Here is an 18,213-nt window from a genome sequence, read left to right as displayed (position 1 = left end):
CGGGCCCGGCCCACGCGGCCGCGCCGGCCGAGGCTTGCTGCCGCGGGCCGCGGACAGCAGATTCGGGGCCCGCGGGCCGCGGCGGGCACCGAACCGCCGCGGCCCGCGGCCACCCAGCAGACGGGACCGGCCGTGACCACCCCCGCGTACACCACAGCCCCTCAGTCGGGGGAGCGCGGTCTCCCCCTGGCCGAGGCCTTCGACCGGGCGCGGTCCGCTGCCGCCGCCCTGTCGGTGGAGGCCGACCTGGAGCCCATCCTCGACGGCAGCCCCGGCACCTGGCGGTGCGTTCTGCGCCGCGACGGCGTGGAACTCCGTACCGGCCTCGGCCTGGGCAAGGGCAGCCGGGAGGAAGCCCGGACGGGCGCCCTGTTCGAGGCACTGGAGCACTACCTCTGCGGCGTGGACGGACTGGACACGGCAGAGATCCGGCTGAGGCGCGGTCACGAGCTCGCCGAGGGCCCGCTGGCTCGCGACATCGCCGTCCGGCTCCTGGGCCAGGCCCCGGACCCGGACCAGTCGCTGGGATGCCTGCCGTACCGGTCGCTCACCGGCGGTCCGGACGCGTACGTCCCGCTCTTCCTCTCCATGCCCGAGTACCTGCGGGCGGCGGGGGAGCGGGCCCGCCGGGAAGCCGGTGACACCTACGACTACCGCGCGGTCGGCCGCTACTCGGTCAACAACGGCTGGGCCGCCGGCACCGACCCGGTGGAAGCCGCCGTACACGCGGTCAACGAGCTGATCGAGCGGGACGCGCTCTCCCTGTTGCTGATCGGCCAGTTCCTCCGCGAGCGGCCCGAGCGCCTGGCCGTCGTGGACCCGCTGACACTGCCGGACGACGTGACCGCGCTCCTGCGCTTCGCCACGACCCGCACGGGCCGTCCGGTCCATCTGATCGACATGACCACCGATCTCGGCGTCCCGGCCTACACGGCCTACGTCGCCGCCCCCGCCGGGCAGCCGGCCAGGATCTGCGGGTGGGGGGCCTCGCTGTCCCGCCGGTACGCCATCACGCGCGCCGTGAGTGAACTCGTACAGCTCCACAGCACCATGGACCTGCGCGAGCAGTACGCACACCTGCTGCCCCAGCAGCGCGACGACACCGGGCCGTACCCGGCGCTGCACGCCTGCTACCTGTCGGACTTCACCGCCGCCCTGGCCTCGGCCGAACCGAGGCAGTACGAGGCCACGGCCGTGCCGGACACGCCCCGAGGCCATCTCGACCGGCTCCTCTCCCTCCTGCGGGAGCACGGCTTCGAGGCCTACCAGCGCGACCACCACGTCACCGCGGACCTCGCCGTCGTCAACGTCCTGGTGCCGGGACTGGAACGGTTCATGCTCGTCACCGACGGACAGGTCGTCGTACCCGGCGGCCGCGGGATGGCGGCCCGCGGCCGTGGCTGAACCGCTGTGGCGGCCCCTCGCCCTCGCCGACGCACCCCTGTTGGCGGCGCTGCTCGCCGTATGCGGAGCGGCCGACGAGACCGGAGCCGTCCGGGACGCGGAAGACGTACGCGAGGACCTGAGCGCGGGAGGCATCGACCTGAACGGCGGCACCACGTCCGCCTGGTCCCGCGGCGAGCCGGTGGCCTACGCGACGACGCGGACCCGGGAGCACGCCGATCCCGCCCACCAGCTGGCCATCGACATCGCGGTACACCCCGCGCACCGCACGTCGCCCATGATCCGACGGCTCCTCTACTGGTGCCGGAACGCAGGTGCCCGACGCCACCGCGAGCTGTACGGCGACACCCCGTTGGAGCTCCACTTCCGTACCCACCACGGCCAGGCCTGGCTCGCCGGGGCACTGGACACCGCCGGGTACCGGCGCGAGCGCACGTACTGGGGCATGCGGCTGGATCTGGAGAACCACCGGCCCACCGGTTCACCGGCGACGCCGACCGGCACGGAGATCGTGCCGTTCGACGACGGGTACGACGCGATGCTGCTGGCGGCGCGCAACGAGATCTTCGCCGGCAACTGGGGCAGCGTCCCGATGACGGCGCGGACGTGGCGCCACTTGGTGACCGGCAGCCCGTACTTCAGGCCCGAGTCCTCGTTCCTGCTGCTGCCGGAGCGGCGCCGGGAGGTCCTCTGCTACCTGCTGTGCACGGAGCCGACGGCTGACAGGCGCACCGGCCGCGAGCTGTACCTGGCCAATGCCGGTACGCAGCCCGCACTGCACGGCACGGGCCTGTACCGCGCCGTCTTCACCCACACACTCGCCCGGGCGAGGGCCCAGGGCTACCGGTGGGCCGTCCTGGACGTGGACTCGACGAACCCCATGGCGGCCGGAGGCTTCTACACGCGCATGGGTCTGCGGAGGTTCCGGACCTGGACCACCCACGTACTGCCCATCGCGCCGGCACCCTGAACGCGGGCCCGCGTCGTCGGCTCGGCGACGGCGTGGCTGCCGGGGCCGGACCTGCCTTCGGTACCAGGCTGGCGCCGAGTACGTCGGATCGGGCGAGGAGTGGGCATGTGGCACGACCTGCTGGTTGTCGAGGTGCCGATCGCGGAGAAGGTCATCCGCACCGTCGCTGTCTACGTCCTGATCCTGGTCCTGTTCCGGCTGGCGGGGAAGCGGGGGCTCGCCGGGTTGAACACCTTCGATTTCGTGGTGATCTTCCTCTTGTCGAACGTCGTGCAGAACGCGATCATCGGTGCGGACAACAGCCTGCTCGGCGGGGCGATCGGCGCGGTGACCCTGGTCACGGTCAATTCCGCGGTGAACCGGTGGCTGGCCCGCGATCCGCGGGCCGCGCGGCTGCTGGAGGGCACCGCCACCACGGTCGTCGAGGACGGCGAGGTGGTGTCCCGGGCGATCCGGCAACTGGCGCTGCGCGACTCGGAGATCGAGCATGCGATCCGCCTGCAGAACGGCGACTCCATCAGCGACGTCGCCACGGGCCGATTGGAGCCCGACGGCCAACTGATCATCGTCCTGAAGCCCGCGCAGCAAGGCGCCACGCGCGGTGACGTCGAGGCGTTGGAGACACGGCTCGCCTCGATCGAGCGCCTGCTGCGGGATCTCGGCGGGGGCTAACACGCGGGGGACGAGCCCTTCTGGCCGGTGAGGTCGCGGTTGTACAGCCACCCGGTGGTGTTCGTGCCGTCCACGCGCACGTACGTCCACTGGTTGCCGAAGGAGTTGACGATGTAGCAGTGGTACCAGAGCTTCGTGCCGTCCTTGACCAGGGCACCGGCGGGGCAGTTCTGGTACGGCGCGGCCAGCAGGTGGTGGTCGCCGGATATGTAGCCGTAGGTGCCCGGTTTCGGGTCCTTGTGGGTCCAGCCGGCGCAGCCCGTCGGTACGGGGCCCGGCTTGGCCGGGGCGGGCGAGGACGCCGTCGAGGAGGGCGGTGCCGTGCCCGGCTTCTTCGAGGCGGTGGCGGACGGCTTGGCGTGGGGCCCGGAGCCGGAGGGAGAGGGCCCCGGGGTCTGCGTGCCCGGCGTGCCGCCGGCCGCAGGGGAGCCGCTACCGGGCACCGGCGTCGGCGCCGCCGCCGGCACGCGGTCGCCGCCGCCCTTGGTCGCGGCGTAGGTGACACCGCCGGCCGCGAGTACGGCGACGGCCGCCGCGGCTATCGCGACACGCCTGCGGCGGCGTGCCCGGTCCGCGGCCTCGGGGTTCCGGGTGGCGGTCGGCGGCGGGCCCGGAGGGGGGAATCCGTTGTAGGGAGCCGGGACATGGGGTTGCGGAAACGATACGGCGCCCACCCCGCCACCGCCCCCGGCACCGAACACCGGCGGCGGCCCGAAGCCGACGGGCGGCCCCACGACGGGCGGCGCCGTCGGGGTCGGCGCCCCGGCGGCGGGACCCGGCTGCGCGGGCTGAACTCCGGCGGCGGGACCCGGCTGCGCGGGCCGCGCCCCGGCCCCGCCCGCCGCCACCCGCTCCAGCAGCGCACGGGCCTGGTCGGCGGTGGGCCGGCTCTCCGGCTCCTTGGCCATCAGCGCCATCAGCACCGGGGCGAGCGGCCCCGCCCGCCGGGGCTCGGGCAGCGGTTCGGAGACGATCGCGGACAGCGTGGACCACACCGAGGTGCGGCGGAACGGGGAGGTGCCCTCCACCGCCGCGTACAGGGTCATCCCGAGCGACCAGATGTCGGAGGCCGGGCCCGGCTCCCTGCCCTGCGCGCGCTCCGGCGGCAGGTAGTCGAGCGAGCCGACCAGCTCACCGCTGCGGGTCAGTTTCGCCATGGCCTCGTCGCCGGAGGCCTCCATGGTGGCGATGCCGAAGTCGGTGAGCACGACCCGGCCGCCCCGCTCCAGCAGCACGTTGCCCGGCTTCACGTCCCGGTGCAGGACGCCCGCCCGGTGCGCGGCGTCGAGCGCGTCCATCAGCTTGGCGCCGATCGCGGCGGCCTCGTACGGGTCGAGCGCGCCGCGCTGCGCCACCACCTCGTCGAGCGAGGGGCCGTCGACGAGCTCCATGACGATGACCGGCAGGCCCTGCTCCTGGGTCACGTCGTGCACGGTGACCACCCCGGTGTGCCGGATGCGGGCGGCGGCCTGCGCCTCGCGCTCCATGCGGGTGCGCAGGTCGGCCCGTTCGGACTCGCCGGCGTCGGTGTAGGCCCGCAGGATCTTGACGGCGACCTCACGGGCGAGCAGTTCGTCGACGGCCCGGGCGACCACTCCCATGCCGCCGCGGCCGATCATGGCGGTCACCCGGTAGCGCCCCCCGAGTACCTTGCCGACCAGGTCCCCGTCGTTCTCTTGCCCCTCTTGGCCCGCTGGCACCCCATGCTCCGTTCCACGATCGTTCATTCGTCTCGACGGTCTGACGGGGCACAAGCGTAGATGCATGATCCGCGGCCAGTCCGCGCGGCCGGTTCCGCGCCCCGGCCCCCCTCCGGTTCGCGGCAGATGCGATTTCGCGTCTTCCCGGCCGACGCTGCCGGGCCGCTCGGCCGCGGCGTGGAGGAGGGCCGGTGCCCGCCCCGCCGGCCGGCCCCTCGGATTCAGCCCGTGAGCTGGTAAAGACTTCTGCCGGCCAGCCACAGTCCGAGGACCAGGCAGGTGACGACGATCGCCGGGTCCTTGTGGCGTTTCAGCCACGCGTGCAGGTTGGTGAGGGCGAGCGTGGCCTTCTCGGGCGCGAACACCATGTACAGCTCCATGGCCAGCAGGGTCGAGGTGGCCAGGACGCAGAAGCCGAGGAGGGCCAGGAAGGACTCGCCGTGGGAGAGGTCGGCTTGTACGACGGTGGCGGCCGCGGCGCTGACCATGCCCCAGGGCTGGATCAGAACGGCGAGTGCGGCCGCGGACCATCCGGTCGCCTGGTCCATCCGGGATAGCAGCGAACCCCCGGAATCCGCAGGCGGCTCATCTTCGGCGGATCCAGCGGATCCAGCGGATCCAGAGGCGGCAGCGGCGGCACGGCGGCTCCGGCGGCGCCTGTGCTCGCTGTAGACGACCAGCCCGATGCCGATGACGAGCGTGGCCGCGAGCGCCGCGATGGAAGGCGGGGAGCGGGGCGCGGGGGGCTCCCCGCCGGTGAGGAACAGGACGAGGGCGATCACGACCACGAGGCATCCGAGCCAGGCCAGGATGAAGGCCAGCCCCTTGAACACCCCGCGGGGCGTCGACACGACCAGCACGAAGGCCATGATCGGCAGGGGGTAGAGCGTGATGACCAGGCCGATGAGGAGCAGATCGAGCACCATGGCCGCGCTCCCTGTCTTCCCCCGGGCCGGTCCTGATCAGGCCGCGAGGACCTTGGCCTTGGCCTGCTCGAACTCGGCCGCCGTGATGTCACCGCGGTTCTTGAGCTCGGCGAGCCGGGCCAGTTCCTCCGCCTGGCTGCCGGCCCCGGCGCTCTGGCGCACGTAGGAGCGGAACTCCTCCTCGCTCCGCTGGGCCCGCTTCAACTCGCGTTCGCCCATCCCGCGCCCGCGGGCGATCAGGTAGACGAACACGCCGAGGAAGGGCAGCAGGATGACGAAGATGGTCCATCCCGCCTTTCCCCAGCCGCTCAGCCCGTCGTCGCGGAAGATGTCGCCGATGACGCGGAAGAGCAGCATGAACCAGAGCACCCAGATGAAGATCATCATCATGGTCCAGAACATGTTCAGCAGCGGGTAGTCCACCGCCAGGTTCAGCATCGAGTCCTTCATGGCCGGTCTCCTGCAGGTTGACGGTCACGCGTGGGATGTGAAGAAGCGTCACGCCGCTTCCGGGGTGAAGGAACACAACGCGTCGGCTCCGGCACGTACGACGCCGTAGCTGCTCTCGGGTACCGCGTTCCAGGCACCCGGCAGATCGCCGAGGGGTTCGGACACCACCAGGCGGGTCTCGTCGGAGACTTCCTGGAGGAAGAGCATGTCGGGGTGCAGCTTGCGCAGCGAGTCCACGCGGCTGCTGTAGAAGAGCGAGCGCGAGGCGCCCTGGCTGGAGTAGCGGAAGGCCCACATGGTCGTCCCGTCGGTGACGGCGACCGTCATCTGCATCGGGTACTCCACGCCGTGCTCGTGGCCGACGCGTTCCACCACTCCCACCATCCTGGCGACGGCGCCCGGCGGGTCCTCCTCCAGGCCGAAGGTGAGCGCCAGGTAGAACATGACCTCCGAGTCCGTCGTCCCCTCGATGTCGAGGTACAGCGCGGGGTCCACGAGCATGGTCAGGTCGCGCCGCATGGGGTGGAAGCCGGCGATGGCGCCGTTGTGCATCCACATCCAGCGGCCGTGCCGGAACGGGTGACAGTTCGTCTGCTGCACCGCGGTACCCGTCGACGCCCGGATGTGGGCGAAGAACAAGGGGGAGGTGACGTGGTCCGCGAGCTCCCGCAGGTTGCGGTTGTTCCAGGCGGGGCCGACGTCCTTCATGAGCGCCGGGGTGCCGTCGCTGCCCTCCGGGTACCACCCGACGCCGAACCCGTCGCCGTTCGTCGTCTCGACACCCAGTTTGGAGTGCAGGCTCTGGTCGATCAGCGAATGGGCCGGCTTGTAGAGGATGGTGTCGAGGAGCAGGGGCGTTCCCGAGTAAGCGAGCCATCTGCACATGAGCGATCACCTGTGTTCCTGTCTGCACCTGCGGGAATACCGCTGTGTCCGGCTCGCCCCCTTGTCCCGTCCTCCTCATTTTCGCCTCCCTCGCCACCCGTCGCCATGCGGCGCGGATCGGCACACCGGCCGAGCGGCTCACGCGGGTTCGTGCTACGGAGGAGGACCGGTACCCGGCCCCGAGCCCCGGGGGAGGAACACCGCGGCGGCGAGGCCGGCGAGACCGAGGACCGCCAGTGTGATCATCGAGGCCCCATAGGCGCGGGTGGTGAGGCCTGCGACGAGAATGGTGCCGGCGACCGCGGTGCCGAGCGATGAGCCGAGGTTGGAGACGCTGCGCGAGAGCCCGGAGATCTCACCTTGTCGCTCGTCGGGGAAGCTCGACTGCACGACGTTGACCGAGGGCGTCAGCATCAGGCCGATTCCCAGGCCGATCAGCAGGAGTCCGGGGGCGAAGGCCCAGGCACTCGGAGTGCCGCTCACCATGCTCAGCAGGACGCCGATTCCGGCGATCGTCACGATGAAGCCCGTCATGATGAGGGTGCGCTGCGCGTGACGCGTGGCCAGGCGGGCGGCGGCCAGGGACGACACGAGCAGGCCGAGGGTGGCCGCCGTGAAGATCACGCCGGTCTGGATCGCGTCGTATCCGCGGACGACCTGGAGATAGGTCGCGACGGAGAACGACGTCCCCATGAGGATGAGCCACTGGACGTTCTGCGTGACCAGACCGAGGTTGGAGGTGCGGTTGCGGAACAGGCTCGTCGACAGGAGCGGCTCCTTGCCGGCCCGCTCCTTGGCGCGTACCGACAGGAAGAACCACAGCAGCACGAGGGCACCGAGGACGATCAGAGCGAGCATCAGCCAGATGTTGTTGTCGGCGGCCAGGATGCCCGTGACGATGAGGATGAGGCCGACGGCGGAGAGGACCGCTCCGAGGGTGTCGAAGGGGCGCGTGGGATCCGGCGGCAGGGGGTCCTCGATCCGGCGGCTCAGGATGATGATCAAGGCGATCACCAGGGCCTGGAAGACGAAGGCCGCCCGCCAGCTGATGGCCGAGGTGATGAGTCCGCCGATCAGCGGCCCCGCGGCGGCGCCGATGCCGCCCAGCGCCATGATGGTCCCGAACGCACGGGCGCGTGAGGTGACTTCCGTGTAGAGGAGCGTGGTGAGGATGTAGACGGGCGGGATGAGCAGCGCAGTGCCGACACCTTCCAGGATCGAGTTGCCGAGGATGAGGACGCCCAGCCCCGGAGAGACCGCGCTCAGCAGGGCGCCGACGCCGTAGACGGCGAGACCGGCCAGGAAGCACCGCTTGCGGCCGTAGCGGTCGGTCAGCTTGCCGCCGGGGATCATCAGCGCCGCCATGACCAGGAGGAAGATCGTGATCGCGATCTGCACTCCCTGCACGGTCGTGTTCAGGTCCTCGCTGATGTCGTTGATCATCACGTTCATGTTCGAACCGGCGAAGCTGCAGATGAACTGGGCCAGCGCGAGCGGGGCCAGCACGCCACGCGCGGCACCGGCGGTGCGTCCCGTGACATCCGCGTCAGCCACCGGAGCTGCTCCGTTCGGCCTTGTCGAGCTGCTCGTCGAGGGCGATGGCCGCGGAGATCAGGGCGAGGTGGGTGAACGCCTGCGGGAAGTTGCCCAGTTGCTCACCCGACGGGCCGATCTCCTCGGCGAACAGGCCGACGTGGTTGGCGTAGGTCAGCATCTTGTCGAAGGCGTATCTCGCCTCGTGCAGCCTGCCGGCGTGGGTCAGTGCCTCGATGTAGAGGAAGCTGCACAGGTTGAAGGTGCCCTCGGAGCCGCGCAGTCCGTCGGGGGAGGCTTCGGGGTTGTAGCGGTAGACCAGGCTGTCGCTGACCAGTTCCTGGTCCATGGCGTCGAGCGTGCTCAGCCAGGCCGGGTCGGTCGGGGAGAGGAATCCGACTCTGGGCATGAGCAGGAGCGAAGCGTCCAGGACGTCGGTCGCGTAGTGCTGGACGAACGCCTGCCTCTTCGTGTTCCAGCCGCGCTCGACGATCTGTTTGAAGACGGTGTCGCGGACCTCCGTCCAGCGGCCGATGTCGGCGGGGCGGGAGAAGGCGGTGGCGTGACGTATGCCCCGGTCGAAGGCGACCCACGTCATGAGGCGGCTGAAGGTGAAGTTCTGCTGGCCCCCGCGGGTCTCCCAGATGCCTTCGTCGGGCCGGTCCCAGTGGTCGGCGAGCCAGTCCAGAACGTCGGCGAAGGCCTGCCATCCCCTGAGGTAGCCGACGTCCCGCGTCTGCGTCAGGGCGTCGGCGGCCTCACCGTAGATGTCGAGCTGGACCTGGTCGGCGGCCGCGTTCCCCGCCCGTACCGGCGCGGACCCTTCGTACCCCTCGAGGTGGTCCAGGATCTCCTCGGTCAGGTGGGGATCGCCGTCGACGCGGTACATGATCTGCAGGGGATCGCCCGAGGGGGTGCCGCCGGCGGCGACACGGTCGCGCAGCCAGTGGCGGAAGGCAGCGGCCTCGGCGGTGAAGCCGAGGTCGATCATGGCCCTGACCGAGAGGGAGGCGTCCCGTACCCACGTGAACCTGTAGTCCCAGTTGCGCTCACCGCCGACCTGTTCGGGCAACCCCATGGTCAAGGCGGCGATCGGCGCGCCCGAGGGGGCGTAGGTGAGCAACTTGAGGGTGATCGCCGAACGGTTGACGACGTCCCGCCAGCGGCCTCGGTAGACGCTCCCGCGCAGCCACTTGTGCCAGAAGGTGCGGCAGGACTCCAGTTCGTCGGAGATCTCGGCCGGCGACGACGGGCGCGGAGCAGGACCGTCGTCGTTCGTGCTGGTCAGCACCACCGCCGCGGTCTCCCCCGCGGCAAGGGTGCAGCGGGCGGTGACGTCTTCGCCGTCGGGCCGGAGCACGAAGGGGCCGATGGTCTGCAGGTACAGCTTCGTGCCCGGACCGTGGAAGACCGCCGAGGCCTCGTCCAGCCGCTGAAGGGTGTGCGGCGCGCGCCCGTAGTCGAACCGCGGGCGGCAGTCGAGGCTGAAGTCCAGGGTTCCCCGCACCACCCGTACCGCCCGCACCAGACGATGCCGGTCCGTCGGCGTCGTGGTGTTCAGCGGGGCCATGAAATCGGCGACCTCGCCGACGCCACCGGGTGCCATGAAACGGGTGACCAGGACCGCCGTGTCCGACAGGTAGAGCTGACGGACCACGGCCGCACGATCCGCCGGGAGATGCGCGGAAAGCCGGCAGTAGCCGCCGCGCTCGCTGTCGAGGAGCGACGCGAACACGCTGGGGGAGTCGAACCGGGGTGTACACCACCAGTCGATCGTCCCCGCGGACGACACCAGCGCGGCGGTCTGGAGGTCGCCGACCATCCCGTGATCGGCGATGGGCGGGTAGGCGTTCATCAAGGCTCCCTCACCGAATGGGATCCGGCACGTTCAGCGTGTCCCGCCCCCGCTCCAAGCGTGCGCCGCGGCCGGGGCCACCGCACTCCGGACCAAGGAGGCCCCCCATGCACGCCACCCGGTGAGGTTCTAGGGTTGAAGCGAAGGGATACCGGTGCCCTCACGGGCATGCTCTCCCCTCGTTCCACACCCGTGCTCGGGCGGGACGACACCCCAGGAGGACACGCGCCATGTCCACTGCATCCGACACACCCGTCCTGGACACGCTCGCCGCCATGACGGTCGACTCGCTCGAGCGGTGCGGGCTGGCCCCGGACATGCTGCTGCTCACCCGTATCGCGGCCCTCGCCGCCTCGGACGCGCCGCCGATCTCCTACGTCGCCCACATCGACCCCGCCCTCAAGGCCGGTCTGACCGCCGAGCAGTTGCAGGACGTGCTGGTCGCCATCGCCCCCATCGTGGGCACCGCCCGCGTCATGACGGCAGCCGGCAACATCACCACGGCGCTCGGCGTCGCCATCGCCGTCGCCGATGCCGAGATCGACGCCCGAGGCTGACGCGGACGACCCCCGGCACCACTGGACGCGGCGCCCGGAACAGGGCGCCGTTCCCCCCTCGCGAGGACCGCAGGGCCAGGCAGGAGTGCATCGATGTCCCAGAGCGCGACCACCGCGATGCGCGCGGCACCCGACAGCACGCCCCAGGAACGCGCGGCCCTCGGCAAGGAGGCCCGACGCCGCTCGCCGCGGTCGGGGCACGCCGTGTACGAGCCGTCCGCGGACAGGCCGGACCCCCTGGCGATCCTGGAGGCGCAGTCCGCGGCCCGGGTACCCGAGCTGGTCCCGATCCGCTACAGCAGGATGTCGGAGTCTCCCTTCCGGTTCTACCGGGGAGCCGCCGCGATCATGGCGTCCGACCTCGCCGGCAGTCCCGCCTCGGGGATCACCGCCCAGCTCTGCGGGGACGCGCACCTGCTGAACTTCCGGCTGCTGGCCTCTCCGGAGCGGCGGCTGATGTTCGACATCAACGACTTCGACGAGACACTGCCCGGCCCCTGGGAATGGGACGTCAAACGACTGTCCACGAGTCTCGTCATCGCCGCCCGGGCGAACGGCCTCGACGACGCCGAGCGCGCACGGATCGTGAGAACCGCCGTCCGCGCGTACCGCGAGGCGATGGCCGGTTTCGCCGACACGGGCAACCTCGACGTCTGGTACGCGAGCCTCGACGCGGACCGCCTAGAGGTCCTCGCCACGGAGCAGCTCCGCAAGCGCGGACAGCGGAAGCTGGCCGGCAGCCTGGAGAAGGCCCGTTCGCGCGACAGCCTGCAGGTCTTCGACAAGCTCACGGAGCTGGTGGACGGCCGGCCCAGGATCGCGGCGGACCCACCGCTGCTGGTGCCGATCTCGGACCTGCTGCCGGACCGCGAGCGCAAGGCGCTCGTGCGCCAGTTCCGCGGCCTGCTCGAACACTACGGCCGTACGCTGAGCACCGACCGGCGGGCGCTCCTGGAGGACTACAGACTGGCGGACGTCGCGCGCAAAGTGGTCGGCGTCGGCAGCGTCGGTACCCGCTGCTGGATCTTCCTGCTCCTCGGCCGCGACGGCCGTGACCCGCTCTTCCTCCAGGCCAAGGAAGCCGACACCTCCGTACTCGCCGAGCACGTCGGTGCGAGCCGGTACCGCAACCAGGGCGAGCGCGTGGTCGCCGGACAGCGGTTGATGCAGGCGACGAGCGACATCTTCCTCGGCTGGCAGCGGGTCGACGGGTTCGACGGCAGACAGCGCGACTTCTACGTCCGTCAGCTGCGCGACTGGAAGGGCATCGCCATGCCGGAGACGATGTCGCCCCGACAGCTGGCGGCCTTCGGCGACGTGTGCGGCAGCACCCTCGCCCGCGCGCACGCGCGGTCGGGCGACCGGATCGCGATCGCCGCGTACCTGGGTCGCGGCGAAGCCTTCGACCGGGCCCTCGTCACCTTCGCCGAGGCCTACGCCGACCAGAACGAACGCGACCACCAAGCCCTGGTCGACGCGGTACGCACGGGCCGCCTGCCGGCGCAGGAACTGCCAGGGGCCTGACCGCGAGCCCCGCCCGACGCCCGGCGCCGACGACCGGCCGGGAGGATCCGGCGGGTGGATCTGGAGGGCGGGTACATGAGCGGTGGCGCCTGGGCCGGTGTGGCGGTGGCGGCCGTCACGGCCGCGTACGCGCTGGGCTCGCGGCGGCTGTCCACGACGCCGGTGTCGTGGGCGATCGTGTTCGTCGGCTGCGGCGTCCTCCTCGGGCCGGCCGTGCTGGGCATCGTCGACCCGGAGCGGGACGCCGCGCCGGTCGTGGTGCTCCTCGAAGTCACTCTGACGCTCGTGCTGTTCACCGATGCCATGCTGGTGCGCAGAGGGGACCTCCGGACCGGTGGCTTCCTGCCCGGCCGCCTGCTGGGCATCGGACTGCCCCTCAGCATCGGCGCGGGCTGGCTCCTCGCGTGGCCCTTGCTGCCCGGGCTGACGGTGTGGGAGCTCGCACTGGTCGGCGCCATCCTCGCCCCGACCGATGCCGCGCTCGGAAAGACCGCGATGTCCCACCCCCGGGTACCGGTGCTCGTACGGCACGGACTGAACGTCGAGAGCGGCTTGAACGACGGCATGGTGCTGCCCTTCTTCATCCTCTTCCTCGCGGGCATCCCCGGCACGCACCATGCGCAGGAGGGCGTCGCGGGTGTCTTCTGGCGCTCCCTGGTCCTGAGTACCGCCATCGGTCTGCTGATCGGGTGGCTGGGAGGCCGGCTGCTGCAGTGGTCCCGGGCCCGGGGGTGGGTCGCGTGGGAATGGCAGCAGGTCTATCTGCCGGCCGTCGCGGCGGGGGCGTACGAACTCGCCGTCGTGACGCAAGGCAGCGGCTTCATCGCGGCATGGGTGGCCGGCTTCGCCTGCGGGTTCGCCCTGCGCAGGTTCCCGGCCGGCCGCGAGAAGGAGGACGCGGACCGGGCGGCCGAGTTCAGCGAAACCCTCGGAGGACTCCTCGCGGCGATCAGCCTCCTCGTTTTCGGGGCGGTGCTGCTCGGCCCCGCGCTGGAGCACCTGAGCTGGCGGATCGGTCTGTACGCGGTGCTGAGCCTCACCGTCGTCAGGATGCTGCCGGTGGTCCTCTCACTCGCCGGGAGCGGACTACGGCTCCCCACGGTGGCGTACGTCGGCTGGTTCGGGCCACGCGGTCTCGCGTCCGTGGTGCTGGCGCTGCTCGTCGTGGAGGAACATGTTCCGGGGGTGGAACTCCTGGGGAGGGTGGTCGCGATCACCGTCGGCCTCAGCGTCCTCCTGCACGGCGTCTCGGCCGTTCCCCTCGCCGAGCGGTACGGCCGCTGGCACGAGAAGGCCGCGGCCGCCTCCCCGGATCTGCGCGAGGGCCCCGTGCCCGAGCCCCGGGCGCCCCGCGGGCCCGGCCTCGGGGACCGGCCCGGGACGTGACGCGGGCGCCAGTCGGGAGCTCTCCACCGGCTGGTCGTGGCACTGCTTCATTCCCGTGTGGCGTGCGGCTTCGCTCCCAGGAGCTCCCTGGCCAGTTCCGCAAGACTGGCCGCGGCGTGGGAGAGCCCGCTCACCACGATGGCGGTCGAGGCGATCAGGACCCAGCCGGCCGCCTCGTGCGGCCGCGGAGGGGCCACCACGGCAGGCGATCCGCCCTCCACGCGCGCGGCGGTCGGCTCTTTGCGCAGCATGTCCTTGACGATCTCCGCGGCACCGGCGACGGCGTGGAGCACCGCTCCCACGGCCATGCCCGAGGCGCCGATCAGTACCCAGCCGCCCTTCCCGATTCCGGCGGAGCGGGATGTCGGCACCGACTTCACTCTCTGGCGACGGATACGGGGCATACGATCGGCCTCCTTCGAGGCCACCGCCGGCTTGCCGGGACCTCGGGCGGAGACCGGGTCTCCGATCATCCGATGCGGGTGGTCCTCGTACCGCCACTGTAGTGCGGGCCCGGCGATCAGGCGCAGCGCAGCCAGGACGGGGCAACCGGCCTAGAAGGTCCGTCGAGGCCTGACGTTCCGGAGGCGTGCGCGTGCGGAGCGTGTCGGGCGCGCCGCCGTATTCGCTTCGGTCTACGGTGGCATCCAAGATCCCGGCCCAGAGTCCGAGCGCGCGAGGAACGGTCGTCGGGGCAGCCGCCGCCACACGCCTTCACCGTCGAGGAGCCGCAGATGAGCCCCTCCGATACGAACCGTGCGAGCGATCCGCACGAGCCGGAGTCGCAGCCCGCGGTGTCCGTCGAGACCCGCTGGCCGATGGCCGCGGCCGTCATCGTCTCCGCGGTGCTGACCCTGCTCCTGCCCGACGATCTGCGCCTGGGGCCCCGATGGGCGCTTCCCCTCGCCGAAGGGCTGCTCCTGGTGGCGCTGATCTCGGGCGACCCCGTTCGGATCAGCCGCCGCTCGGCCGCCTTGCGCGCGGCGTCGATCGCCCTGGTCACCGTACTGGCGTGCGGCGCCATCTGGTCGACCTTCCGGCTGATCGACGATCTCGTCCACGGCGGGAGCGAGACCAACTCCGCCAGCGCCCTCCTGCTGGCCGGCGGCAGCGTCTGGGCCTCCACCGTCCTCGCGTTCTCCCTGCTGTACTTCGAACTCGACAGCGGCGGGCCGGCCGCCCGGGCCCACCACATGCCCCCCACACCCGCACTCGCCTTTCCCCAACAGCTCAGCCCCGAACTGAACGCCTCGAACTGGCGTCCCCGCTACGTCGACTACCTCTACCTCGGATTCACCAATTCCACCGCGTTGAGCCCCACCGACGTCATGCCGCTCGCCCCCTGGGCCAAGTGCGTCATGACCCTCCAGTCCATCGTCTCCCTGGTCATCCTCGGACTCGTCATCGCCCGGGCCGTCAACGTCCTCGCCTGACGAGCCGACGAGCCGCCGCACCGCGGGTCCACGGCGAGGGTGGTTAGCTGGAGGTGTACCGGGGGCTCCTGGCGGCCGCCCCGGATCCGCCGGCCCGCGGGGGAACGGAGGCACTCTGATGTCCAGCACCGTCAAGGACATGCTCGCCACCTACCCGGCCGACCTCGGCGGCATCGACCAGGCCAAGCTCACCCGCTGCATCGAGGAATGCATCGCCTGTGCCCAGGCGTGTACGGCGTGCGCGGACGCGTGCCTGTCCGAGGGCATGGTGGGCGACCTGACCAAGTGCATCCGCACCGACATGGACTGCGCCGACATCTGCACCGCCACCGCGGCGGTCCTCTCCCGGCACACCGGGTACGACGCGAACATCACCGCCGCCATCCTTCGCGCGTGCGCCATGGCCTGCAAGGCGTGCGGCGACGAGTGCGCCTCCCATGCCGACCTGCACGAGCACTGCCGCATCTGCGCCGAAGCCTGCCGCTCCTGCGAGCAGGCGTGCAACGAACTGTTCTCGGCCCTCCGCTGACCGGCATGCCCTGCCCCGACCCCGACGATGCCGAGCGGCCCGAGGTACCGGGGCGCGGCGCCGCGGTCGGCATGCCGCGGAGCCGAGGACGTGGACCGATCGGCACCTGGCCGGCCGTGGGGCTCACGGTGGCCGTCCTCCTCGCCGCCAACCTGGTCATGCACCGCTGGAGCGGCCTGACCGGCCTGGTGACGGCCGTCGTGGTCAGCGTCCTGCTGCTCGGCGTGCTCCGGTGGGCCGGCGGTACCCGGGCGGACGCGGGCCTGGCGCCCGGCACACTGGCCCGCGGTACCCGGTGGGCGCTGGTCCTGATCGGCCTGGTCGGCGTCGTCTACCTCGCCGGGGCCCTGTGGCCGGCCACCCGAGCGCTGTTCGAGGACCGGCGGTACGACGGGATGAGCGGGAGCGAGCTGATGCTGCGCGTGCTCGTACTGGTCCCCGTCGGCACCGTCCTGGTGGAGGAGATCGCCTTCCGCGGCGTGCTCTACGGCCTGGTGTGCCGCGACCGGGGGGCGGCATGGGCGACCACCGTGTCGAGCCTGCTGTTCGGCCTCTGGCACGTGCTGCCGTCCCTGCACCTGGCGACGGCGAAGCCCGCCCTGACCACGGTCTTCGGCGACTCCGCGCTGGGCGGCGCCCTGGCGGTCGCGGCGGCCGTGCTGTTCACGGCGGCGGCGGGCGTCGTGTTCTGCGAACTGCGGCGCCGCAGCGGCAGTCTGCTGGCTCCCATGGGCCTGCACTGGGCGGTCAACGCGTTCGGCTACGTGGCCGGGTTCCTGCTGCGCTGACCGCGCGACGGCGAAGACCCCGTGGCGGTCGGGCTCAGCCTTCCGGCCGGATGATGTCCCTCAGCCGGTCCAGGTCCTGCGCCGTGAATCCCTCGGGCCGCATGACGGCGTTCCAGCCGTCGACGTACGCGGCCTTGTACGTGTGGCCGTGGCCGTCCGGTACGCCCGTGGAGAACGGCAGGTCGGCGGTGACCTGCCAGAAGGTCACGAAGGGCATCCAGACCATCGCGCCGAGCACGTCCTTGCCGGGGGCCTCTTTGATCCAGTCGGGTTCGGAGAGGGCCAGGCCGGGACTCCACCAGACGATCGGGTCGGACGGGTGCATGAGGTAGAGCACCCTCGTGCCGTCCCACGGCCGGTCCGCCGGAGGCATCCCGGCAGCCGGGTCGGCGGTGAACCGGACCGTCCGCCCCTCCTTGTAGACGGGCCCGATCTCGGGACTCCCCGCGTCGCGATGATCACTGAACTCGCGGAACAGGGTGTTGAAGTTGGGCGGACCGGCGAACAGGGTGCCGGCGGTGCGGTTGCGCAGGTCGTACTCCCCGCTGAAGGCCGTCTCGCCGCCGAACGACCCCAGGCTCTCGCCCGCCACGAACAGCCGCGGACGCTGGTCCTGGGGCAGCTTGGACCAGACGTCGTAGACCGCGTCGAAGAGTTCGCGGCCGGCCGCCCGGGCCTTCGACTGGTCGACGAGGTACGACATCCACGACGGCAGGTACGAATACTGCATCGCCACGGTGGCCGAGTCGCCGTTGCCGAGGTACTCGAAGGAGTCCACCGCGGCGGGATCGACCCAGCCGCTTCCCGTGGTGGTCATCACGAGCAGGTTCGCGCGCTTGAACCCACCCGCCCGTTCGAGGTCCGCGACGGCGCGCTCCGCCCGGCCCTCCGCGTCGTCGGAGGTCGACAGCCCGGCGTAGGCCCGGACGGGCTCCTGCGCCGTGCGGTGCGTGAACGCGCCGATGTCCCGGGCCGTCGGTCCGCTCCCGGTGAAGGCCCGGCCCTGCCGGCCCAGCGAGTCCCACGGCACCAGGGAGCCGGGCCCGCCCGAACGCAGCGTGGACGTGGGCTGGTGCACGCCCTCCGGCGTCTGCGTGTCACGCACCGAGAACGCCTCGTTGGCCGCGTTCACGAAGCCGCCCAGCAGCAGACCGCTGAACGCCGACCAGGCCAGACCCGCCACCAGCACCCAGCCGACCACCCGCGCCGCCCGCGGGCCGATCCAGCGCCCGAGCAGGCGGGCGGCCCAGTGGTACAGGCGCCGGAGCCCGCGCCCGGCCAGCAGCAGGAGGTAGAAGACGAGAGCGGCGACGAACGGGCAGGCGACGGCGGCGGGGACGTTGTAATCGGTGACCCCCATGAGCCGGCGGATCTCGTGCTGCCAGTACTGGCCGAGCCCGAACGCCAGGCCGAACAGCACGATCGCGCCGACGAGGAGGACGAGCCATGACCTGCGCGAGGGGATCCGTGCGTCCCGGTCGGCGATGGCGCGCCACACGTAGGCCGCGAGCACGCCGAGCCCGTAGCCGATGGCCGCGGTGATGCCGCAGATCAGTCCCTGGAGGATGCCGCCGCTGGGAAGCTGCGACGGAGTGAAGGAC

General features: G+C 71.6%; 17 protein-coding genes. 9 read left to right on the top strand and 8 right to left on the bottom strand.

Annotated elements, in window-relative coordinates:
- The 3 genes from ACFV0Q_RS23260 to ACFV0Q_RS23250 form a co-directional block, all read left to right on the top strand.
- On the top strand, positions 1-1,404 hold a 1,404-nt coding region (locus ACFV0Q_RS23260), incomplete at its 5' end, for a YcaO-like family protein (RefSeq protein WP_385008234.1).
- The gene (locus ACFV0Q_RS23255) at positions 1,397-2,374 is read left to right on the top strand and encodes a GNAT family N-acetyltransferase (RefSeq protein WP_385008233.1); all 978 of its coding nucleotides are present in this window, start codon (positions 1,397-1,399) and stop codon (positions 2,372-2,374) included. The genes ACFV0Q_RS23260 and ACFV0Q_RS23255, both read left to right, overlap by 8 nt.
- Positions 2,375-2,479: 105 nt before the next feature.
- Positions 2,480-3,046 (top strand): DUF421 domain-containing protein, encoded by a 567-nt coding sequence (locus tag ACFV0Q_RS23250; protein WP_385008232.1) that lies wholly within the window; start codon positions 2,480-2,482, stop codon positions 3,044-3,046.
- Here ACFV0Q_RS23250 and ACFV0Q_RS23245 read toward each other — a convergent pair.
- The 6 genes from ACFV0Q_RS23245 to ACFV0Q_RS23220 form a co-directional block, all read right to left on the bottom strand.
- Positions 3,043-4,773 (bottom strand): protein kinase, encoded by a 1,731-nt coding sequence (locus ACFV0Q_RS23245; RefSeq protein ID WP_385008231.1) that lies wholly within the window; start codon positions 4,771-4,773, stop codon positions 3,043-3,045. The genes ACFV0Q_RS23250 and ACFV0Q_RS23245 overlap by 4 nt on opposite strands.
- A gap of 194 nt (positions 4,774-4,967) precedes the next feature.
- A complete protein-coding gene (locus ACFV0Q_RS23240) occupies positions 4,968-5,672 on the bottom strand; it encodes a GAP family protein (RefSeq protein ID WP_385008230.1) in 705 nt (234 codons plus the stop codon).
- A 36-nt stretch (positions 5,673-5,708) separates the two neighbouring features.
- Positions 5,709-6,122, bottom strand: coding sequence for an SHOCT domain-containing protein (locus ACFV0Q_RS23235; protein ID WP_385008229.1), 414 nt, complete (start codon positions 6,120-6,122; stop codon positions 5,709-5,711).
- 48 nt (positions 6,123-6,170) lie between these two features.
- Entirely contained in the window at positions 6,171-7,007 is an 837-nt protein-coding gene (locus ACFV0Q_RS23230) for a class II glutamine amidotransferase (RefSeq protein ID WP_385008228.1), read from the bottom strand.
- A 153-nt stretch (positions 7,008-7,160) separates the two neighbouring features.
- The gene (locus tag ACFV0Q_RS23225; RefSeq protein ID WP_385008227.1) at positions 7,161-8,561 is read right to left on the bottom strand and encodes an MFS transporter; all 1,401 of its coding nucleotides are present in this window, start codon (positions 8,559-8,561) and stop codon (positions 7,161-7,163) included.
- The gene (locus ACFV0Q_RS23220) at positions 8,554-10,395 is read right to left on the bottom strand and encodes a glycoside hydrolase family 15 protein (protein ID WP_385008225.1); all 1,842 of its coding nucleotides are present in this window, start codon (positions 10,393-10,395) and stop codon (positions 8,554-8,556) included. The genes ACFV0Q_RS23225 and ACFV0Q_RS23220 overlap by 8 nt, the downstream gene beginning before the upstream one ends.
- Before the next feature lie 230 nt (positions 10,396-10,625).
- Between ACFV0Q_RS23220 and ACFV0Q_RS23215 the strand changes: the two genes are divergently transcribed.
- The 3 genes from ACFV0Q_RS23215 (at position 10,626) to ACFV0Q_RS23205 (ending at position 13,862) form a co-directional block, all read left to right on the top strand.
- Positions 10,626-10,952 carry a carboxymuconolactone decarboxylase family protein gene (locus tag ACFV0Q_RS23215; RefSeq protein WP_385008224.1) on the top strand — a complete coding sequence of 109 codons (327 nt, stop codon included), beginning with the start codon at positions 10,626-10,628 and terminating at the stop codon, positions 10,950-10,952.
- 93 nt (positions 10,953-11,045) lie between these two features.
- Complete coding sequence (locus tag ACFV0Q_RS23210) at positions 11,046-12,476, top strand: DUF2252 domain-containing protein (protein ID WP_385008223.1); 1,431 nt, start codon at positions 11,046-11,048, stop codon at positions 12,474-12,476.
- A gap of 54 nt (positions 12,477-12,530) precedes the next feature.
- A complete protein-coding gene (locus tag ACFV0Q_RS23205; RefSeq protein ID WP_385008222.1) occupies positions 12,531-13,862 on the top strand; it encodes a cation:proton antiporter in 1,332 nt (443 codons plus the stop codon).
- Positions 13,863-13,909: 47 nt separating this feature from the next.
- Here ACFV0Q_RS23205 and ACFV0Q_RS23200 read toward each other — a convergent pair whose 3' ends face one another.
- Positions 13,910-14,233, bottom strand: coding sequence for a hypothetical protein (locus ACFV0Q_RS23200; RefSeq protein ID WP_385008221.1), 324 nt, complete (start codon positions 14,231-14,233; stop codon positions 13,910-13,912).
- Between the two features lie 363 nt (positions 14,234-14,596).
- Between ACFV0Q_RS23200 and ACFV0Q_RS23195 the strand changes: the two genes are divergently transcribed.
- The 3 genes from ACFV0Q_RS23195 to ACFV0Q_RS23185 all read left to right on the top strand — a co-directional run bounded on the left by ACFV0Q_RS23195 (position 14,597) and on the right by ACFV0Q_RS23185 (position 16,612).
- Complete coding sequence (locus ACFV0Q_RS23195; protein ID WP_385008220.1) at positions 14,597-15,295, top strand: hypothetical protein; 699 nt, start codon at positions 14,597-14,599, stop codon at positions 15,293-15,295.
- A 118-nt stretch (positions 15,296-15,413) separates the two neighbouring features.
- Entirely contained in the window at positions 15,414-15,824 is a 411-nt protein-coding gene (locus ACFV0Q_RS23190) for a four-helix bundle copper-binding protein (protein WP_385008219.1), read from the top strand.
- Between the two features lie 5 nt (positions 15,825-15,829).
- Positions 15,830-16,612, top strand: coding sequence for a CPBP family intramembrane glutamic endopeptidase (locus ACFV0Q_RS23185; RefSeq protein ID WP_385008218.1), 783 nt, complete (start codon positions 15,830-15,832; stop codon positions 16,610-16,612).
- Between the two features lie 34 nt (positions 16,613-16,646).
- Here ACFV0Q_RS23185 and ACFV0Q_RS23180 read toward each other — a convergent pair.
- A partial coding sequence (locus ACFV0Q_RS23180) for an alpha/beta hydrolase (protein WP_385008217.1) occupies positions 16,647-18,213 on the bottom strand: 1,567 nt, incomplete at its 5' end.

Source organism: Streptomyces sp. NPDC059564, assembly GCF_042735575.1.
Taxonomy (GTDB): Bacteria; Actinomycetota; Actinomycetes; order Streptomycetales; family Streptomycetaceae; genus Streptomyces.
This window is presented reverse-complemented; position numbering and strand designations above follow the sequence as displayed.

Excerpts from the sequence above, each read along its gene's own strand:
- ACFV0Q_RS23250 (WP_385008232.1), top strand. The coding sequence starts at position 2,480 with ATGTGGCACGACCTGCTGGTTGTCGAGGTGCCGATCGCGGAGAAGGTC.
- ACFV0Q_RS23245 (WP_385008231.1), bottom strand. The coding sequence starts at position 4,773 with ATGAACGATCGTGGAACGGAGCATGGGGTGCCAGCGGGCCAAGAGGGG.
- ACFV0Q_RS23240 (WP_385008230.1), bottom strand. The coding sequence starts at position 5,672 with ATGGTGCTCGATCTGCTCCTCATCGGCCTGGTCATCACGCTCTACCCC.
- ACFV0Q_RS23235 (WP_385008229.1), bottom strand. The coding sequence starts at position 6,122 with ATGAAGGACTCGATGCTGAACCTGGCGGTGGACTACCCGCTGCTGAAC.
- ACFV0Q_RS23230 (WP_385008228.1), bottom strand. The coding sequence starts at position 7,007 with ATGTGCAGATGGCTCGCTTACTCGGGAACGCCCCTGCTCCTCGACACC.
- ACFV0Q_RS23220 (WP_385008225.1), bottom strand. The coding sequence starts at position 10,395 with ATGAACGCCTACCCGCCCATCGCCGATCACGGGATGGTCGGCGACCTC.
- ACFV0Q_RS23215 (WP_385008224.1), top strand. The coding sequence starts at position 10,626 with ATGTCCACTGCATCCGACACACCCGTCCTGGACACGCTCGCCGCCATG.
- ACFV0Q_RS23210 (WP_385008223.1), top strand. The coding sequence starts at position 11,046 with ATGTCCCAGAGCGCGACCACCGCGATGCGCGCGGCACCCGACAGCACG.
- ACFV0Q_RS23195 (WP_385008220.1), top strand. The coding sequence starts at position 14,597 with ATGAGCCCCTCCGATACGAACCGTGCGAGCGATCCGCACGAGCCGGAG.
- ACFV0Q_RS23190 (WP_385008219.1), top strand. The coding sequence starts at position 15,414 with ATGTCCAGCACCGTCAAGGACATGCTCGCCACCTACCCGGCCGACCTC.
- ACFV0Q_RS23185 (WP_385008218.1), top strand. The coding sequence starts at position 15,830 with ATGCCCTGCCCCGACCCCGACGATGCCGAGCGGCCCGAGGTACCGGGG.